The 16,206-nt window shown below is 69.5% G+C and carries 19 protein-coding genes; 15 read left to right on the top strand and 4 right to left on the bottom strand.

The genetic code is table 11. The features are described from left to right. Window positions 1–79: 79 nt before the first annotated feature. The 6 genes from AAHB17_RS02545 to AAHB17_RS02520 all read left to right on the top strand — a co-directional run bounded on the left by AAHB17_RS02545 (window position 80) and on the right by AAHB17_RS02520 (window position 5,796). Window positions 80–1,117: an amino acid ABC transporter substrate-binding protein gene (locus AAHB17_RS02545; RefSeq protein WP_342128883.1), complete on the top strand. Its 1,038-nt coding sequence runs from the start codon at window positions 80–82 to the stop codon at window positions 1,115–1,117. Window positions 1,118–1,193: 76 nt separating this feature from the next. Continuing rightward, the gene (locus tag AAHB17_RS02540) at window positions 1,194–2,369 is read left to right on the top strand and encodes an amino acid ABC transporter permease (protein ID WP_342128882.1); all 1,176 of its coding nucleotides are present in this window, start codon (window positions 1,194–1,196) and stop codon (window positions 2,367–2,369) included. Next, window positions 2,369–3,478, top strand: a complete 1,110-nt coding sequence (locus AAHB17_RS02535) for an amino acid ABC transporter permease (RefSeq protein WP_342128881.1) — start codon at window positions 2,369–2,371, stop codon at window positions 3,476–3,478. The genes AAHB17_RS02540 and AAHB17_RS02535 overlap by 1 nt, the downstream gene beginning before the upstream one ends. Before the next feature lie 20 nt (window positions 3,479–3,498). Then, complete coding sequence (locus tag AAHB17_RS02530; RefSeq protein ID WP_342128880.1) at window positions 3,499–4,242, top strand: amino acid ABC transporter ATP-binding protein; 744 nt, start codon at window positions 3,499–3,501, stop codon at window positions 4,240–4,242. A gap of 70 nt (window positions 4,243–4,312) precedes the next feature. Then, complete coding sequence (locus AAHB17_RS02525; RefSeq protein WP_342128879.1) at window positions 4,313–5,506, top strand: MFS transporter; 1,194 nt, start codon at window positions 4,313–4,315, stop codon at window positions 5,504–5,506. Window positions 5,507–5,517: 11 nt separating this feature from the next. After that, window positions 5,518–5,796 (top strand): hypothetical protein, encoded by a 279-nt coding sequence (locus AAHB17_RS02520; protein WP_342128878.1) that lies wholly within the window; start codon window positions 5,518–5,520, stop codon window positions 5,794–5,796. Window positions 5,797–5,811: 15 nt separating this feature from the next. Here the strand turns inward: AAHB17_RS02520 and AAHB17_RS02515 are convergent, their stop codons facing one another. Further along, the gene (locus tag AAHB17_RS02515; RefSeq protein ID WP_342128877.1) at window positions 5,812–6,312 is read right to left on the bottom strand and encodes a Cd(II)/Pb(II)-responsive transcriptional regulator; all 501 of its coding nucleotides are present in this window, start codon (window positions 6,310–6,312) and stop codon (window positions 5,812–5,814) included. Between the two features lie 59 nt (window positions 6,313–6,371). Here AAHB17_RS02515 and AAHB17_RS02510 point away from each other — a divergent pair, with 59 nt between their 5' ends. The 7 genes from AAHB17_RS02510 (at window position 6,372) to AAHB17_RS02480 (ending at window position 11,711) form a co-directional block, all read left to right on the top strand. Beyond that, window positions 6,372–7,031, top strand: coding sequence for a cation transporter (locus AAHB17_RS02510; RefSeq protein ID WP_342128876.1), 660 nt, complete (start codon window positions 6,372–6,374; stop codon window positions 7,029–7,031). Between the two features lie 44 nt (window positions 7,032–7,075). Beyond that, the gene (locus AAHB17_RS02505) at window positions 7,076–7,456 is read left to right on the top strand and encodes a hypothetical protein (protein ID WP_342128874.1); all 381 of its coding nucleotides are present in this window, start codon (window positions 7,076–7,078) and stop codon (window positions 7,454–7,456) included. 93 nt (window positions 7,457–7,549) lie between these two features. After that, window positions 7,550–8,800 (top strand): TolC family protein, encoded by a 1,251-nt coding sequence (locus AAHB17_RS02500; protein WP_342128873.1) that lies wholly within the window; start codon window positions 7,550–7,552, stop codon window positions 8,798–8,800. A gap of 2 nt (window positions 8,801–8,802) precedes the next feature. Further along, window positions 8,803–10,218, top strand: coding sequence for a multicopper oxidase family protein (locus AAHB17_RS02495; RefSeq protein ID WP_342128872.1), 1,416 nt, complete (start codon window positions 8,803–8,805; stop codon window positions 10,216–10,218). Between the two features lie 23 nt (window positions 10,219–10,241). Then, a complete protein-coding gene (locus tag AAHB17_RS02490) occupies window positions 10,242–10,760 on the top strand; it encodes a cupredoxin domain-containing protein (protein WP_342128871.1) in 519 nt (172 codons plus the stop codon). Further along, window positions 10,757–11,230: a DUF411 domain-containing protein gene (locus AAHB17_RS02485; RefSeq protein WP_342128870.1), complete on the top strand. Its 474-nt coding sequence runs from the start codon at window positions 10,757–10,759 to the stop codon at window positions 11,228–11,230. The genes AAHB17_RS02490 and AAHB17_RS02485 overlap by 4 nt, the downstream gene beginning before the upstream one ends. Window positions 11,231–11,396: 166 nt before the next feature. Beyond that, window positions 11,397–11,711 (top strand): copper-binding protein, encoded by a 315-nt coding sequence (locus AAHB17_RS02480; RefSeq protein WP_342128869.1) that lies wholly within the window; start codon window positions 11,397–11,399, stop codon window positions 11,709–11,711. Here AAHB17_RS02480 and AAHB17_RS02475 read toward each other — a convergent pair. Further along, on the bottom strand, window positions 11,692–12,339 hold the full coding sequence (locus AAHB17_RS02475) for a hypothetical protein (protein WP_342128868.1): 648 nt from the start codon (window positions 12,337–12,339) through the stop codon (window positions 11,692–11,694). The genes AAHB17_RS02480 and AAHB17_RS02475 overlap by 20 nt on opposite strands. A 40-nt stretch (window positions 12,340–12,379) precedes the next feature. On the opposite strand from AAHB17_RS02475, the gene AAHB17_RS02470 reads away from it, so the two are divergent. Both AAHB17_RS02470 and coq7 read left to right on the top strand, forming a co-directional pair. Then, the gene (locus tag AAHB17_RS02470) at window positions 12,380–13,741 is read left to right on the top strand and encodes a TAXI family TRAP transporter solute-binding subunit (RefSeq protein WP_342128867.1); all 1,362 of its coding nucleotides are present in this window, start codon (window positions 12,380–12,382) and stop codon (window positions 13,739–13,741) included. Further along, window positions 13,728–14,381: a 2-polyprenyl-3-methyl-6-methoxy-1,4-benzoquinone monooxygenase gene (gene coq7 / locus AAHB17_RS02465; protein WP_342128866.1), complete on the top strand. Its 654-nt coding sequence runs from the start codon at window positions 13,728–13,730 to the stop codon at window positions 14,379–14,381. Before AAHB17_RS02470 ends, coq7 begins: the two co-directional genes overlap by 14 nt. Before the next feature lie 6 nt (window positions 14,382–14,387). Here the strand turns inward: coq7 and AAHB17_RS02460 are convergent, their stop codons facing one another. Further along, on the bottom strand, window positions 14,388–15,872 hold the full coding sequence (locus tag AAHB17_RS02460) for a tripartite tricarboxylate transporter permease (protein ID WP_342128865.1): 1,485 nt from the start codon (window positions 15,870–15,872) through the stop codon (window positions 14,388–14,390). A 16-nt stretch (window positions 15,873–15,888) separates the two neighbouring features. After that, a complete protein-coding gene (locus tag AAHB17_RS02455) occupies window positions 15,889–16,188 on the bottom strand; it encodes a tripartite tricarboxylate transporter TctB family protein (protein WP_342128864.1) in 300 nt (99 codons plus the stop codon). Between the last annotated feature and the right edge of the window lie 18 nt (window positions 16,189–16,206).

The raw sequence follows: 16,206 nt of genomic DNA, 5'->3' as shown, positions 1-16,206 counted from the left end.
AACGTTACAGTTCCGCGCTTGGCAGGCCCATGAGGCCGATGCCAAGCCCATCCCGATGTTCAACGACTGGAGTCCATCCATGAAATTCAAGACCCAACACCTCGCCACCGCCGCCGTTGCCTTTGCCGCGTCCCTCGCCGCCCTGCCCGCCCACGCCGGCAAGACGCTGGACGCCGTCAAGGCACGTGGGCAGGTGGTGTGTGGCGTGAACACCGGCCTGGCGGGTTTCTCGGCCGCCGACGCCAGCGGCAAGTGGACCGGCCTGGATGTGGACGTCTGCCGCGCCATCGCCGCCGCCGTGCTGAGCGATCCCGAGAAGGTCAAGTACGTGCCGCTGAACGCCCAGCAACGCTTCACCGCGCTGCAGTCGGGCGAGGTCGACATCCTGTCGCGCAACACCACCTTCACGCTGACCCGCGACGCCTCGCTGGGCCTGCTGCAGACCGCCGTCACCTACTACGACGGCCAGGGTTTCATGGTGCCGGTCAAGAGCAAGATCAAGAGCGCCAAGCAGCTCAAGGGCCAGACCGTCTGCGTGCAATCCGGCACCACCACCGAGAAGAACCTGACCGACTTCAGCAAGGCCAACAACCTGGCCATCAAGCCGGTCGTGTTCGAGAAGGTGGAAGCCGCCACCGGCGCCTACCTGTCCGGCCGCTGCATCGCCTACACCACCGACGCTTCCGGCCTGGCCTCCATCCGCAACAAGGAAGCCAAGGACCCGTCCGAACACATCATCCTGCCCGAGCTGATTTCCAAGGAACCGCTGGGTCCGATGGTGCGCCGCGGCGACGATGAGTGGTTCGCCATCTCCAAGTGGGTGGTCTACGGCCTGATCGAGGCCGAGGAATACGGCATCACGGCCGCCAACGCCGACCAGCTCAAGGCCAGCAGCACCGACCCGGTGGTGATGCGCATCCTGGGCGGTGGCAACGAGGATTCGGGCAAGCTGCTCGGCCTGGACAAGGACTGGATGCTGCGCGCCGTCAAGGCCACCGGCAACTACGGCGAGATCTTCGAACGCAACGTCGGTCCGAAGTCGGCCCTGGCGCTGCCTCGCGGCCTGAACAACCAATGGACCAAGGGCGGCCTGCAGTACGCCTTCCCCATCCGCTGATCCTTCCGCCGCCTGGACGCAACCGCCGTCTGCAAGCCGTGAACACGAGCCTGCAGGCGGCTTTTTTTTGTCTGCCATGACTGCTGCTTCACCTCCCAAGAAAAACCGCTGGTCCTGGCGCAGCCAGGCCTTCCGCGGCCTGGTCTACCAGATCGTCGCGCTGGGCCTGATCGCGCTGGTGGTGTGGTACCTCGCGCACAACACCCTGGACAACATGCGCACCCGCGGCATCCAGAGCGGGTTCGACTTCCTCAACTCGCCGGCCGGCTTCGACATCGGAGAAAGCCTCTACCCGTTCGACTCCGCCGAGTCGTACTGGCGCGCCTTCCTGATCGGCCTGAGCAACACGCTGCGGGTGGCGATCATCGGCATCGTGCTCACCACCGTGATCGGAACGCTGGTGGGGGTGGGCCGCTTCTCGCGCAACGGCCTGGTGCGCGGCCTGTGCTCGGCCTACGTCGAGTTCTTCCGCAACGTCCCGGTGCTGCTGCAGCTGCTGATGTGGTACCTGCTCTTCACCGAAATGCTGCCCATGGCGTCCGAGGCGCTGCACGTGGGCCCGCTGTACCTCAGCAAGAACGGCATCAACTTCCCCATCCCGGTCTGGGCCGCCGGCCATGCCTGGGTGGCCGTGGGCGGGGTGCTGGGCCTGGTGCTGGCCTGGCTTCACCGGCGCTGGGCCATGCGGCGCTTCCACGCCACCGGCCAGCCCCCCAGCCTGTTCTGGGCACCGCTGGCCATCGTGATCGGCGCGGTGCTGCTGGGCTGGCTCGCCGGGGGCGCGCCCATGGCCCTGGACAGCCCCAAGGAGGGCGAATTCGCCATCGAAGGCGGCGGCGCGCTCACGCCCGAGTTCATGGCGGTGCTGCTGGGCCTGACCATCTACACTGCGGCCTTCGTGGCCGAGGTGGTGCGTGGCGGCATCCAGTCGGTGCCACGCGGCCAGAGCGAGGCCTCCGCCGCGCTAGGCCTGAACCGCGCCCAGGAGATGCGCCTGGTGATGCTGCCACAGGCGCTGCGGGTGATCATCCCGCCGCTGACCAACCAGTACCTCAACCTGACCAAGAACTCCTCGCTGGCCGTGGCCATCGGCTACCCCGACGTGGTCTCCATCGCCAACACCGCCATCAACCAGACCGGCCGCGCGGTGGAGTGCATCGCCATCGTGATGCTGGTCTACCTCAGCACCTCGCTGGCCACATCGCTGCTGATGAACTGGTACAACGCCCGCGCGGCCATCAAGGAACGCTGATGACCGAACCGACCCGCACCTTCACCCCCATCCCGGCGCGTCCCGCGCCCGTACGCACGGACGGCGCCGTGGCGTGGATGCGCAGCAACCTGTTTGGCGACACCCGGACCACCATCGCCACGCTGGTCATTGGCGCGGCGCTGCTGTGGTACCTGCCGCAGCTGCTGCACTGGGCCCTGGTCAGCGCCTACTGGCGCCCCGATGCCGACGCCTGCCGCGCCGAGGGCGTGGGCGCCTGCTGGGGCGTGGTGGCCGCCAAGTACCGCCTCATCCTGCTGGGCCGCTACCCCTTCGAGGAACAATGGCGTCCCTTGCTGGCGACCCTGCTCATGGTGGGCCTGCTGGTGGCCAGCTGCTCGCGCATGTTCTGGCACCGCTGGCTGGCCGTGCTCTGGGTGGTGGTGCTGGTGGCGGTTTTCACGCTCATGCACGGCGGCACCCTGGGCCTGACCCGGGTCGAGACCGACCGCTGGGGTGGCCTGCCGCTGACCATCCTGCTGTCCTCGCTGTCCATCGTGATGGCCTTCCCCATCGCGCTGCTGGTCGCCCTGGGCAAACGCTCCCGGTTGCCGGCGATACGCACGTTCTGCGTCATCTACATCGAGCTCATCCGTGGCGTGCCGCTGATCTCGGTGCTGTTCATGGCCTCCTTCATGTTCCCGCTGTTCATGCCGCAGGGTGTCACCGTCGACGTGCTGCTGCGCGTGCTGGCCGGCATCACGCTGTTCGCGGCCGCCTACATGGCCGAGGTCATCCGGGGCGGCCTGCAGGCCATCCCCAAGGGCCAGATCGAGGCCGCGGCCACGCTGGGCCTGGGCTACTGGCAGACGCAACGCAAGATCGTGCTGCCGCAGGCGCTGGCCATGGTGGTGCCCGGCATCATGAACAACTTCATCTCCATCTTCAAGGACACCTCGCTGGTCACCATCGTGAGCCTGTACGAGCTGACCGGCTCGCTGGGCCTGGCGCTCAACTCCGACGCCGACTGGCGACCCTACAAGATCGAAGGCTACCTCTTCATCGCGCTGATCTACTTCGGCTTCTGTTTCGCCATGTCCCGCTACAGCCTGTGGGTCGAAAAGCAGGTCAACAAGAGCAAGCTCCGCTGAACACCCACCAAGTGACTCCCATGCCAGAACCCATCATCACCTTCGACAAAGTCAACAAGTGGTACGGCAACAATTTCCACGTGTTGCGTGACATCGACCTGTCGGTCGCCAAGGGCGAACGCATCGTCGTCTGCGGGCCCTCGGGCTCGGGCAAATCCACGTTGATCCGCTGCATCAACCGCCTGGAGGAACACCAGCAGGGCACGCTCAGGGTCGACGGCATCGAACTCACCGACGACATCAAGGCCATCGACCAGGTTCGCCAGAACGTGGGCATGGTGTTCCAGCAGTTCAACCTCTTTCCCCACCTGACGGTGCTGGAGAACCTCACGCTGTCGCCCATGTGGGTGGGCAAGGTGCCCCAGAAGGAAGCCGAGGAACGGGCCATGGCGCAGCTCAACCGGGTGCGCATCGCGGAACAGGCCGGCAAGTACCCGCTGCAGCTCTCGGGCGGCCAGCAGCAGCGCGTGGCGATCGCGCGCGCCCTGTGCCTCACGCCCAAGATCATGCTGTTCGACGAGCCCACCTCGGCCCTGGACCCAGAGATGATCAAGGAAGTGCTGGACGTCATGATCGAGCTGGCCAACCAGGGCATCACCATGATCTGTGTCACACACGAAATGGGTTTCGCCAAGGCCGTGGCCGACCGCGTGATCTTCATGGACCAGGGCCAGATCGTCGAGCAGAACACGCCGCACGAGTTCTTCAACAACCCGCAGAACGAGCGCAGCCGGGATTTCCTGTCCAAGATCCTGGGGCACTGATTTGCCCCGCTGAAAGCAGATTCAGCAGCTTGCTGGCATGATCGCGGGTCGTTCCATCGGCCCCGCTCCCATGTCCGCACCCTCTGCTCCATCGCCGCGCCTGCCCGGCCTGCTGTACCTGTTCGCGCTGTGCAACCTCGTGCTGGGCAGCGGCGCGTTTGGCCTGGGCGGCATCCTGGAGCAGGTCGCCATCGACCTGAAACAGCCCGTTCAGGCGGTGGGCCAGAACATGACGGCCTATGCCTTCGCCACGGCGCTGCTGGCGCCGCTGCTGCTGGTGCTGGCCGGGCGCTGGCGGCGGCGCACGGCCGTGCTGGCCACCCTGGCCATGTTCGCCCTGGGGGTGCTGGTGTCGGTGCTGGCCACCGACCTGCGCACCCTGCTGCTGGGTCGCGTGCTCATGGGTGCAGGCGCTTCGTTCACGCCGCTGGCCGCCGGCATCGCCGTGGCCCTGGTGCCGCCGGCCCAGCGCGGCAAGGCCTTGTCCACCACCTTCCTGGGCATGAGCATGAGTTATGTGGTCGGTGTGCCGCTGGGCGCCTGGATCGGCCTGGCCCATGGCTGGCGTTGGCCACAGATCGCGGTGCTGGTCCTGCTGCTGCTCATGATGCTGCTGGTGTGGCGCCTGATGCCCGCCGACGTGAACGCGCCCGGCTCGAGCTTCAAGGGCCTGGGCAGCCTGCTGCGGCGCGGCGATGTGTTGCGCACCCTGACCGTGACCTTGCTGTATTTCACCGCCATCTTCAGCGTGTTTTCCTATATCGGCCCTGTGCTGCTGTCGCTGGTGCCGCTGAGCCCCGGCGCGCTGTCGGGCACCCTGGTGATCTTTGGCCTGGCGGGCGTGGCCGGCACCTTGTCGGGTGGCTGGGCCAACGACCGCTTCGGCGCCCTGCCTTCGCTGCGCGTGCAGTTGAGCGGCCTGTTGCTCATGATGCTGCTGGTGCCGCTGACCAAAGGCCTGTACCTGCCGCTGCTGCTGGTCATGGTGACCTGGGGCATCTGCGGCTTCGGCATGATGGCGCCGCAGCAGTCGCGCCTGGCCAGCGTTTCGCCACCCCAGGCCCCTTTGCTGCTGAGCTTGAACACCTCCATGCTCTACTTTGGCACCGCACTGGGTGCAGCCGCCGGTGGCATGGGCAGCCCGCTGCTGGGCTTTGACCACCTGCCCTGGCTGGGCGCCGTGTTCGCCGGCCTGGGCCTGGTGGTGCTGCTCACCACCCCCTCCACCCAGGCACCCGCCCCGGTGCGTGCCATCAACGGCTGATCACCCCTCCCATGACCACCGCCAGCACCGAACTCGACACCCTGTCCCAGGGGCTGTTGGCCCTGCGGGCAGGCCACTTGCGGGTGGCCGACTGGTCCGCCCAGGCCCGTGGCCAGCAGACTTTGCTGGACGCCTTGCCGCCGCGTTACGGCGAGGTGCTGCTGGGCCTGCTGGACCGGCTCGAATCCTCGGCCCTGTTTGCCGAGGAAAGCTGCTCCTTCAGCCAGGTCGACCTGTTCGACAGCCTGCAGATGTGGCTGGACAAGGCGCGCGCGCAGCTCGCCCGTTGAAGCCCCACCCCGCCATCACACATGGCGCAGGCGCGCCGGCGTGGCGGCCGCCTTGCCCACCCTGGGCCGGTTGGCTGGCGCCGACACCGAGGCATCGGCCCGCGCATGCAGGGCTTCGATGATGTGGCACTGGTCGTCCGAGCCGTCGCAGCGCTCGCGCAGGCTGCGCAGGTCGCGCTCCAGCGCGCGCAGCTCCGCCAGGCGTTCACGCACATGGCCCAGGTGGGCGTCGAGCGCGGCGCGCGCGGTGGCGCAATCGGCCTTGTTGTTGAGGTCCAGTGCCACCAGGGTGCGCACTTCCTCCAGCGACATGTCCATGGCACGGCACAAGCGGATGAAACGCAGCCGGTGGATGTCGGCCTCACTGTAGAGCCGGTAGTCGCCCTCGCTGCGCACCAGGCGGGGCAGCAGGCCCTCGCTCTCGTAGTAGCGTATGTTGGCCGTACTCACGCCACAGCGCCGCGCGGCTTCGCCGATGCGGTGCGCGGGCGTGGTCGACAAGGGCTGGTGCACCATGCTTGACTTTCAAGTGACTTCAAGGTTTCCAATGCTCTCACACACTTGGAAACCCCACCATGGCCTGCACCTCTTGCCCCACCGACCTCGCCCCCAGCCACACCGCCCCCGACGCCGCCGACCCCCGCTGGCGGCGTGTCCTGTGGATCGCCCTGATCGTCAATGCCGGCATGTTCGTGGTCGAGCTGCTGGCCGGCCTGCAGGCGAACTCAGTCTCGCTGCTGGCCGACGCCGTCGACTTTGCCGGTGACGCCGCCAACTACGCGCTGTCCCTCGCGGTGCTGGGCATGGCGCTGGCATGGCGCAGCCGCGCCGCGCTGGTCAAAGGTGTGTGCATGTTCACCTACGGCGTGCTGGTGCTGCTCAAGGCCGCCTGGGTCCTGCACATCGGCGCCGTCCCCGAACCCCTGACCATGGGCATCGTCGGCTTCGTGGCGCTGCTGGCCAACACCGGCGTCGCCCTGGCGCTCTACACCTTTCGCACCGGCGACGCCAACATGCGCAGTGTCTGGCTGTGTTCACGCAACGACGCCCTGTCCAACCTGGCCGTCATGCTGGCCGCGCTGGGCGTCTTCGGCACCGGCAGCGCCTGGCCCGACCTGGCCGTGGCCGGCGTGATGGCGGCGCTGGCACTCAGCGCCGGCTGGCAAGTGGTGCGCCAGGCGCGCGCCGAACTCGCGGGAGCTCCGGCACAGGCTCACCACGGACACGTGCACTGACGCGGCCCCGGGAACCCATCCCTCCCACCACGTATCATTGCCCCATGCGAACCCTGGTGTTGCTGCTGATGATCTGCCTCATGCCCCTGCGGGCATGGACGGGCGACGCCATGGCGCTGGCACACGCCCCGGCGCTCCAGCAAATCACGCCGCACCCACACGCCCATGCGGAGGCACACCCTTGCCATGCCGGGCCAGCGGACCATGCCCAGCCCCATGGCCCAAGCGCGACCCAACCGGACAAGGAAGCCGCCCACGGCCACGCAGGGGCCTGCGGTAACTGCGACATCTGCCACAGCCAGATCGTGTCGGACACGCCGCCCGAATGGCGCAGCCCCGAACTGGGCCGGGCCCTGCGCGCGGAGGCCAGCTGGGCCTTCGACAGCGCCCACGCCTGGCCCTGCTTCAAGCCCCCCAGAGCCTGAACGCCCCCTGGCCGGCCCATGTGCCGGCACAGCGGTCGACACCGCCACACCGGTGGTGGGTCGGCCGGTCCGTTGTTCACTCTGGAGATCCACATGTTTTTTGACCTGCGTGCCTCGGCACGCCCCTGGCCGTCGCTGGCCGCCGCGCTGCTGCTGTGTGGCGCGCCGCTGGGCGCGGCCGCACAACACCCGCCACCTACACTGGCCGACGACACCCCCTTCGACTGGCGCGAGGCCAACGACACGGTCGGCCGTTTCCTGCGCGGCCACATCGACATCCTCAAGGCTGAACCCGCGCCCACGGCCAGGCCGGTTACCGCCACGCCGCTGCTGGACCTGGCACAGGCGCAGCAGATCGCCTTGTCGCGCCAACCCGCGCTGTTCCTGTCGCCGGGCATGAGCGGTGCCCAGCGCCTGGCCGCCCAGCGCGACACCCTGGTCCTGCGCCAGCAGGTGGCGCAGGCCTGGGCCGACGCAGTGGTCAGCGCCCAGCTCGCGCAGTTGGGCGCCGAGACACTGGCCGCCGCCCAGGCGGGCGCCGAGCTCGGCCGGCGCATGGTCCAGGTGGGCAGCTGGAGCCGGGCCCAGTGGCAGCGGGAGCAGGTCAATGCCCTGCAGGCGCAGTTGGACCTGGACCGTACCCAGCAGGCCGCACACGCCGCCCGCGAGCAGCTGGTGCGGCTGCTGGCCCTGCAAGACCCGACGCTGAGCTTCAGTCTGCCCGCAGCCCTGCCACAAGCCGTCGGTACACCCTCCAACACACCGGTGGCGTCCCTGGAAGACCAAGCCCTGGGCCAGCACATGGCCGTGATCGCCGCCCGGCAACACGCCCAGCGCGCCACCGCCGCGGTGGACCGCACCAGCCTGGAGGCCCTGCGCCGCCAGGTGTTGGCCGCTGCCACACAAGCCGCAGGTAGCAACGCCACGGCCGTGCTGGACACCAACCAGCCGCCCTGGAGCCACGAACTGGAACAGGCCCTGGCCGCCGAACGCGAGGCCCAGCGGCTGGAAGCCCAGCTGCGCTCGCAGGTGCGCGAAGCCTGGCAACAACTGCGCAGCAGCGAGGCCCGGGTGGGCACACAGACCCAACTGCTGCGGCTGCACACCGAACTGCAGGCCGACATGCAGCGCCGCTACAACGGCATGCTGAAAAGCACCTGGGACCTGCTGGCCAGCGCACGCGAACGGCTGGCCGCGCAACAGGCCCTGCTGCAGGCCCAGCACAGCGCCTGGCTCGCGCAGCTCACGCTGAACACGCTGCTGGCCGGCGGCGAGTACCGCCCCGCTGGCGACGCCACCCCCTCCTCCAGCCGCGCCACCGGCGCCACCGCACAAGGACACTGACCATGACCGACACCACCCTGGCGCGCCGCGCCTTCCTGGGCGGCGCGGCCTTCACCGCCGTCGCCGCCGCGTCGGTCTCGCGCGTGGCCCTCGCCGCCCTGCCCGAGCCCGTCATCCAGACCTCGCCCGACACCGCGCCGCCGCTGGTGCCTGGCACCGGTCGCCCCTACAACCCCGTGGTGACCCTCAACGGCTGGACCTGCCCCTGGCGCATGAACAACGGCGTCAAGGAATTCCACCTGGTGGCCGAGCCGGTGGAGCGCGAGATCGCCCCCGGCATGGTGGCCCGCCTGTGGGGCTACAACGGCCAGAGCCCCGGCCCCACCATCGAGGTGGTCGAAGGCGACCGCGTGCGCGTCTTCGTCACCAACAAGCTGCCCGAACACACCACCATCCACTGGCACGGCCAGCGCCTGCCCAACGGCATGGACGGTGTCGGCGGCCTCAACCAGAAGCAGATCCCGGTCGGCAAGACCTTTGTCTACGAATTTGTCGCGCGCCGGCCCGGCACCTTCATGTACCACCCGCACGCCGACGAGATGACGCAGATGGCCATGGGCATGATGGGCTTCTGGGTCACGCACCCGAAGGCGAAACACCCGCTGATCAGCGAGGTGCAGCGCGACTTCTGCTTCCTGCTCAACGCCTACGACATCGAGCCCGGCAGCAGCGTGCCCCAGGTCAACACCATGCTGGACTTCAACCTCTGGACCTGGAACAGCCGCGCCTTCCCCGGCATCGACACGCTCAATGTGCGCCTGGGCGACCGCGTGCGCATCCGCGTGGGCAACCTGACCATGACCAACCACCCCATCCACGTGCATGGCCACGAGTTCGAGGTGACCGGCACCGACGGCGGCCCCACGCCCGCGGGCAGCCGCTGGCCCGAGGTGACGACCGACATCGCCGTGGGCCAGATGCGGCAACTGGAGTTCATCGCCGACGAGGAAGGCGACTGGGCCTTCCACTGCCACAAGAGCCACCACACCATGAACGCCATGGGCCACGGCGTGCCCACCCTGATCGGCGTCAACCACCAGGGCCTGGTGCGGCCGCTGCAGCGCGCCGCGCCCGAGTACATGGTGATGGGCGAACGCGGCATGGCCGACATGGGCGAGATGTTGATGGAACTGCCCGACAACACCCTGCCCATGATGACCGGCCAGGGCCCCTACGGCCCGATCGAGATGGGCGGCATGTTCAGCACCCTCAAGGTGCGGCGCGACCAGAAACCCGGCGATTACACCGACCCGGGCTGGTTCAAACAGCCGCCCAACACCCAGGCCTATGAGTGGACCGGCAGCCTGCCCAGCGCGCCGCAGGCCGCTCCGGGAACCACCCCCGCGCCAGCGGCATCCACACCCAGCACCACGGTCAACGTGCGCAAGCCGGGCGCCGGCGGCCACGCACACCATTGAGTCACGCACCCGGGATATCCCACATGACACACCGACACACACGCCATTCCCTCGCACTGGCCCTGACGCTGTCGCTGATGGCGGCACCCGCCCTGGCCCATGGCCCCAAGATGCACGGCGGCGCGCCCGCGCCGGTCATCAAGGAGCAGAAGGACTGGGGCATCGCCGGCGACGCCAAGCAGGTCCGCCGCACCATCACCATCGCCATGGGCGACGACATGCGCTTCAAGCCCGACGTCATCGACGTGCGCGAAGGCGAGACCGTGCGCTTGGCCATCCGCAACCGCGGCAAGCTGCTGCACGAGCTGGTCATTGGCACGCCGGCCGAGCTGGACGCCCACGCCGCGATGATGGTGAAATTTCCCAACATGCAGCACGACGAGCCCTACATGGCCCACGTCGACCCCGGTCAGCGGGGCGGCATCGTCTGGACCTTCAACCGCCCCGGTGAATTCCAGTTCGCCTGCCTGATCGCCGGCCACTACCAGGCCGGCATGGTGGGCACCGTGCGGGTGCGCCCCGCCAACAAGGACAAACCATGAAACGCCGACAACTCCTGAGCGCCGCCCTCGCCACCCTGGCCGGGGCCTCCACCGCCGCCATCGCCCAGTCCGCCACCACGGAAAAGCCGCCGCTGTTGCAGGTCTGGAAAGACCCCAGCTGCGGCTGCTGCGGCGACTGGGTCAAACACCTGCAGGCCAGCGGTTTTCTGGTGCAGGTCATCGACACCGGCAACGTCGCGGCACGCAAGCACCTGGGCATGCCCGACACGCTGGGCAGCTGCCACACGGCGCGGATCGGCGGTTATGCGATCGAAGGCCACGTGCCGGCGCGCGACATCCTGCGCCTGCTGCGCGAGAAGCCCAACGCCCTGGGCCTGGCCGTGCCCGGCATGCCGATTGGCTCGCCGGGCATGGACGGTCCCGAATACAAAGGTCGGCGCGATCCCTACGACGTGCTGCTGGTACAGCGCGACGGCCGCGCCACCGTCTTCCAGAGCCACAGAGGCTGACAACCCACCCCTCGCTTGCCCGCTTCGCGTGGCCGCATCCCCTCAAGGGGGCGACACCAGCCGTCCGGCAAAACCGGCCCGGCGGCGTCCCCCGGTTCGGCAGGTTCATGCATCGCGGTTCGCGCCCCGGCGCGGTGGAAAACCGATACCCCAAGGAGTCCTCAACATGATCATCACCCGACTGCGCACCCCCACCCTGCTGGCCAGCCTCTGCCTGGCCGGTGCCGCCCTGGCCCAGACCGCCCTGCCCACCGCCGAAGGCGAAGTGCGGCGCGTGGACACCCGCGCCAAGACCGTCACGCTCAAACACGGCGACATCCAGAACCTGGACATGCCGCCCATGACCATGGTGTTCCAGGTGTCGGATCCGGCCCTGCTGGGCCAGGTCAAGCCCGGTGACAAGGTCCGCTTCACCGCCGACAAGCTGGGCGGCAACTACACCGTGCTGAGCCTGGAGCCGGTCAACGCACCCAGTCGCTGACCTGGCGGCCGCGCCAGGTCCACAGCCGCTCCACCGAGGCGGGCGGCTGGCCCCAGGCCCCGGGCGCGGCGCTGTCCAGCCAGGCATGGGCGTCTGGCAAGGGCGCGTCCGACCCCAGCCACAGCAGCAGCTCGCCGCCGCCGTCGTCGGCCTCCACCGCGCGCATCAGCGTGGCCGAATGGGCCGCGCCGCTGGCCAGCAGGCCGTGCAGGCGGTCCAGCAGCCAGCGCGAGACCTCGGGCCATGCCCCGGCACCCAGCCGCAGCGCCAGCACCGTCTGCAGCGGTGCCGGCTGCGCGCGCCGCGTTTGCGACCACGCGCGGCGGAACTGCCGCCGTGCGGTGATGGCCACGCCGTCGCGCCCCCATCCATTGACGATGACCACCCGTGCGGCCTCGCGCGCGTCGCCGTGTTCGTAGTGCAGGAAACCGGCCTCGTCGGGAAAGGCGTAACAACAGATGTAGTCGGCCTCGTGCGGCAGGTCCGCGTCGCGCCGGTACAACGTGGCGCGCTGCAGCGTGTCGCATTGCCACAGGATGCCGATGTGGTCGTTGTACCAGCGCTGCAGGGCGGCGTGGTCGCCGTCGCAGGCGCGGCTGAAGACGAGGTTGAGGTAGCTGGAAGACATGGCGCAATTGTGCAACGCCGGCCATGCTAAGGTCGGCGGCGTGACACGTTCCCTGCGCTACACCCTGGTCTCGCTGCGCGAGATGCTTGTTTCGGCCGGCCCCTTGGTGCTGGTCATGCTCGGCCTGCTCGTGGCCGCCTACGCCTGGCTGCAGCCCAACCCGCCCAAGCGGGTGGTGCTGGCCACCGGACCGGGCCAGAGCGCCTACGACAGCTTTGGCCAGGCTTATGCCAAGGCGCTGGCCCGCCATGGCATCCAGGTGGAGCTGCGTGCCAGCGAAGGTGCGGCGCACAACCTCGCACTGCTGCGCGAGGGCGAGGTCGACATCGGCTTCGTGCAGGGCGGCAGCGGCGGCGTCAATGCCGACGATCAGGCCGAACTGGTCAGCCTGGGCAGCCTGTTCGTCGAGCCGCTGTGGCTGTTCTACCGCGAGGACACGGCGCGCCGCCTGCAACAGCTGCCTGTCACCGCGCTGAGCGAGCTCAAGGGCTGGCGCGTCAACGTGGGCACGGCGGGCAGCGGCGTGCCCGAGCTGTTCGGCCGGCTGCTGGACGCCAACCACATCCGCCCGGGCGAGCTGCGCCTGAGCCGGCTGGAACAGACCCCCGCCACGGTGGCCTTCCTCAACGGCGAGCTCGACGCGCTGGTGTTCGCCTCCGCCCCCGAAGCGGTCATGGTGCAGATGCTGCTGCAGACGCCGGGCGTGCGGCTGATGCCCTTCCCACAGGCGCAGGCCTACGCCCGGCGGCTGGCCTTCCTCACGCCAGTGCTGCTGCCGCAGGGCGTGGTCGATCTGGCGCGCCGCCTGCCCCCGCGGGACGTGCCGCTGGTGGCCTCCACCACGAGCCTGCTGGCGCGTGCCGACACCCACCCGGCCTTGCTGCAGCTGGTGGCGCAGGCCGCGATCGAGCTGCACAGCCCGCCCGGCTGGTTCAACCGCGCCCGCGAGTACCCCAACCTGGCCCATGGCGAGGTGCCGGTGGCGCGCGAGGCCGAACGCGCCATCGTCAACGGCCCGCCGCTGCTGCAGCGCTACCTGCCCTTCTGGCTGGCCAACCTGATCGAGCGCATGTGGCTGAGCCTGGGCCTGATCCTGGCGCTGGCCTTGCCCCTGTCGCGCGTGATCCCGCCGCTCTACAGCTTCCGCATCCGCCGCCGCGTGTTCGTCTGGTACGCGCAGCTGCGCGACATCGAGCAGCGCGCCGACACCCGGCCGGGCGAGCACGCGGCGCTGCTGGACGAACTCGACACGCTCGAGCAGCACGCGGAAAAAATCGTGCTGCCGCTGTCCTACACCGACGAGCTTTACACTTTGCGGCAACACATCCACGTGGTGCGCAAAAAGCTGCAGCGCGGCACCGCACCCACCCAGCCCACGGAGCCCTCGCATGAACCTCGTTGACGCCGGCCTCACGGCCGCCGACTCGGCGCTGCGCACCCTGTTTGCGCCGCACCGCGCGGCCCGCCCCTGCCCCACCGTGCCGGAGGCCCATACACCCGAACTCGAAGGCCCGGACAAGGCCCTGGCCGGCGCGCTGATGCGGGTCAACCACGTGGGCGAAGTCTGCGCCCAGGCGCTCTACACGGCGCAGGCGCTGTCGGCGCGGCTGGCCCCGGGCGACGCCGCCGCCAACGAACGGCTGGCCCGGCACTTCGAGGCAGCCGGCCAGGACGAAACCGACCACCTGGCCTGGACCAAGGCCCGCATCGACGAGCTGGGCACCCACACCTCGCTGCTCAACCCGCTGTGGTACGCCGGCGCCTTCGGCATCGGCCTGCTGGCCGGGCGCATGGGCGAGCGCGTGAGCCTGGGCTTCGTGGTCGAGACCGAGCGCCAGGTCGAGGCCCACCTGGCCGGCCACATGGACCGCCTGCCGCCGCAGGACCATGCCTCGCGCGCCATCGTCGCGCAGATGAAGGACGACGAAGTGCGCCACGCGCGCGAGGCCCAGCAGGCCGGCGCCGTGGAACTGCCCTTGCCGGTCAAGGGCGTGATGAAGCTGGCGGCCAAGGTCATGACCACGGTGGCGCACCGGATCTGAAGCGGCTCAGCGCCGTCTGGGCAGCAGCACCACCAGCAACAGCAGGGCCGCGACCGACAGCAGCACCGCCGACACCGGGCGGGTGAGGAACACGCTCCAGTCGCCGCGGGACAGCAGCAGCGCGCGCCGCAGGTGGGACTCTATCCACGGCCCCAGTACAAAGCCCAGCACCAGCAGCGAGGGTTCGCAGCGCAAACGCTGCAGCAGGTGACCCAGCAGGCCGAAGGCCGCCACCGTCCAGACCGCCCAGGCCCCTGCCTGGCGGGCGTACCAGGCCATGCCGGCCAGCAGCAGCAGCACCGGCACCCAGCGCAGCCCCCGCCACGCCAGCAGCGGCCGCCAGCAAGGCACCAGCGCCAGCGACATCGCCAGCAGCAGCAGGTTGCCCAGCCACATGGCCACCACCAGGCCCCAGAACAGGTCGGGGAACACCCCCATGAGCTGCGGGCCTGGCTCGATGTGGTGCACCGCCAGCACGCCCAGCAGCACGGCCATGACGCCATTGGCGGGCAGGCCCAGCGCCAACGTCGGCAGGAAGGCGGTCTGGGCGCCGGCGCTGCTGGCGGCCTCGGGTGCGAGCACGCCGCGCGGCTGGCCCTGCCCCAGGGTCGGTGTGAGGTGCTGCGACACCTGGCGTTCCAGCGCGTAGGCCACCCACGACGACAACAAGGCCCCACCACCCGGAAACGCGCCCAACAGCAGGCCCACGCCGGTGCCACGCCACAAGGCCGGCGATGCGGCGCGCCAGTCGGCCCGGCTGGGCCAGGCGGCCTGCTCCGGCGCCGGGACCTCGGCCGGCGTGGCGGCGGCCGGCAACAGGTGTGACACCAGCGGCGCCACCGCCAGCAACCCCAGCACCAGGGGCGCAAAACCCAGTCCGTCGCGCCACTGCGGCCAGTCCCCCACAAAACGCACGGCGCCGGTGTGGCTGTCGGTGCCGGACAGGCCCATCAGCATGCCCAGCAGCACCATGGCCAGCGCACGCACCAGCCCACCGCTGGCCAGCACCGCCGCGCCCACCAGGGCCACCAGCAACAGGGCCACGTATTCGACCGGGCCGAAGCGAAAGCTCCACACCACCAGCATGGGCGAGGCGAGCGCCAGCAGCAGGACGCCGCAGCAACCCGCCACGAAAGACGCCAGCACGGCGTAGTGCAAGGCCTGCCGGCCCCGGCCGGCCAGCGCCATCGGGTGGCCGTCGGCACAGGTCATGGCGGCGGACGACTCGCCCGGCACGTTGGTCCAGACGGCGGTGGCCGCGCCACTGTACTGGGCGCCGTAGTAGATGGCGGCCATCAGCATCAAGGCGCCCAGGGGCGAGACCCCGCCGGTGAAGGGCAGCAACAGGGCCATCGCCCCCACTGGTCCCAGGCCGGGCAAGGCGCCGGTCAGCAGGCCGATGACACAGCCCAGGCCCAGCAGCGCCAGGTGTGGCCCCTGCCAGGCCGCGGCCAGGCCCAGCGAGAGGTTGTCGAACAGCACGAAGTCCATGGTCCGGGCGCGGGCGTCAGGCGCCCTGTGTGAACCAGGCCCAGGCCCCCAGCAAGGCCAGTGCCAGCAGCACCCCCAGCAGCGGGCCCCAGGCCATGTCACCGAGCGCGCCGCCGCCCACGGCTTCCAGCGTCAGCGACTTGAACACCAGCCAGCCCCCGAGCAGCAGCAGCAGGGCGGCGAGCACCAGCGGGAAGAAGCCGGCACCCATGTCGTTGGGGCTGCCGATCTCGTGCAGGCTGGCGGCCCAGGCGTAGGCCACGCCCAACAAGGCGAACAACAGGCCGGCCACAAAATCGCGACGGTTCTTGATCACGGCCGGAATCCGCTGGGC

Origin of the sequence: Hydrogenophaga sp. OTU3427 (assembly GCF_038440225.1) — a bacterium.
GTDB lineage: Bacteria > Pseudomonadota > Gammaproteobacteria > Burkholderiales > Burkholderiaceae_C > Hydrogenophaga.
This window is presented reverse-complemented; position numbering and strand designations above follow the sequence as displayed.

Bases quoted from the DNA above. Each gene is read 5' to 3' on its own strand.
- AAHB17_RS02460 (WP_342128865.1), bottom strand. From the start codon at position 15,872: ATGGACTTCGTGCTGTTCGACAACCTCTCGCTGGGCCTGGCCGCGGCC.
- AAHB17_RS02495 (WP_342128872.1), top strand. From the start codon at position 8,803: ATGACCGACACCACCCTGGCGCGCCGCGCCTTCCTGGGCGGCGCGGCC.
- AAHB17_RS02500 (WP_342128873.1), top strand. From the start codon at position 7,550: ATGTTTTTTGACCTGCGTGCCTCGGCACGCCCCTGGCCGTCGCTGGCC.
- AAHB17_RS02475 (WP_342128868.1), bottom strand. From the start codon at position 12,339: ATGTCTTCCAGCTACCTCAACCTCGTCTTCAGCCGCGCCTGCGACGGC.
- AAHB17_RS02505 (WP_342128874.1), top strand. From the start codon at position 7,076: ATGCGAACCCTGGTGTTGCTGCTGATGATCTGCCTCATGCCCCTGCGG.
- AAHB17_RS02480 (WP_342128869.1), top strand. From the start codon at position 11,397: ATGATCATCACCCGACTGCGCACCCCCACCCTGCTGGCCAGCCTCTGC.
- AAHB17_RS02490 (WP_342128871.1), top strand. From the start codon at position 10,242: ATGACACACCGACACACACGCCATTCCCTCGCACTGGCCCTGACGCTG.
- AAHB17_RS02515 (WP_342128877.1), bottom strand. From the start codon at position 6,312: ATGGTGCACCAGCCCTTGTCGACCACGCCCGCGCACCGCATCGGCGAA.
- AAHB17_RS02545 (WP_342128883.1), top strand. From the start codon at position 80: ATGAAATTCAAGACCCAACACCTCGCCACCGCCGCCGTTGCCTTTGCC.
- AAHB17_RS02525 (WP_342128879.1), top strand. From the start codon at position 4,313: ATGTCCGCACCCTCTGCTCCATCGCCGCGCCTGCCCGGCCTGCTGTAC.
- AAHB17_RS02535 (WP_342128881.1), top strand. From the start codon at position 2,369: ATGACCGAACCGACCCGCACCTTCACCCCCATCCCGGCGCGTCCCGCG.
- AAHB17_RS02510 (WP_342128876.1), top strand. From the start codon at position 6,372: ATGGCCTGCACCTCTTGCCCCACCGACCTCGCCCCCAGCCACACCGCC.
- coq7 (WP_342128866.1), top strand. From the start codon at position 13,728: ATGAACCTCGTTGACGCCGGCCTCACGGCCGCCGACTCGGCGCTGCGC.
- AAHB17_RS02485 (WP_342128870.1), top strand. From the start codon at position 10,757: ATGAAACGCCGACAACTCCTGAGCGCCGCCCTCGCCACCCTGGCCGGG.
- AAHB17_RS02540 (WP_342128882.1), top strand. From the start codon at position 1,194: ATGACTGCTGCTTCACCTCCCAAGAAAAACCGCTGGTCCTGGCGCAGC.
- AAHB17_RS02530 (WP_342128880.1), top strand. From the start codon at position 3,499: ATGCCAGAACCCATCATCACCTTCGACAAAGTCAACAAGTGGTACGGC.
- AAHB17_RS02520 (WP_342128878.1), top strand. From the start codon at position 5,518: ATGACCACCGCCAGCACCGAACTCGACACCCTGTCCCAGGGGCTGTTG.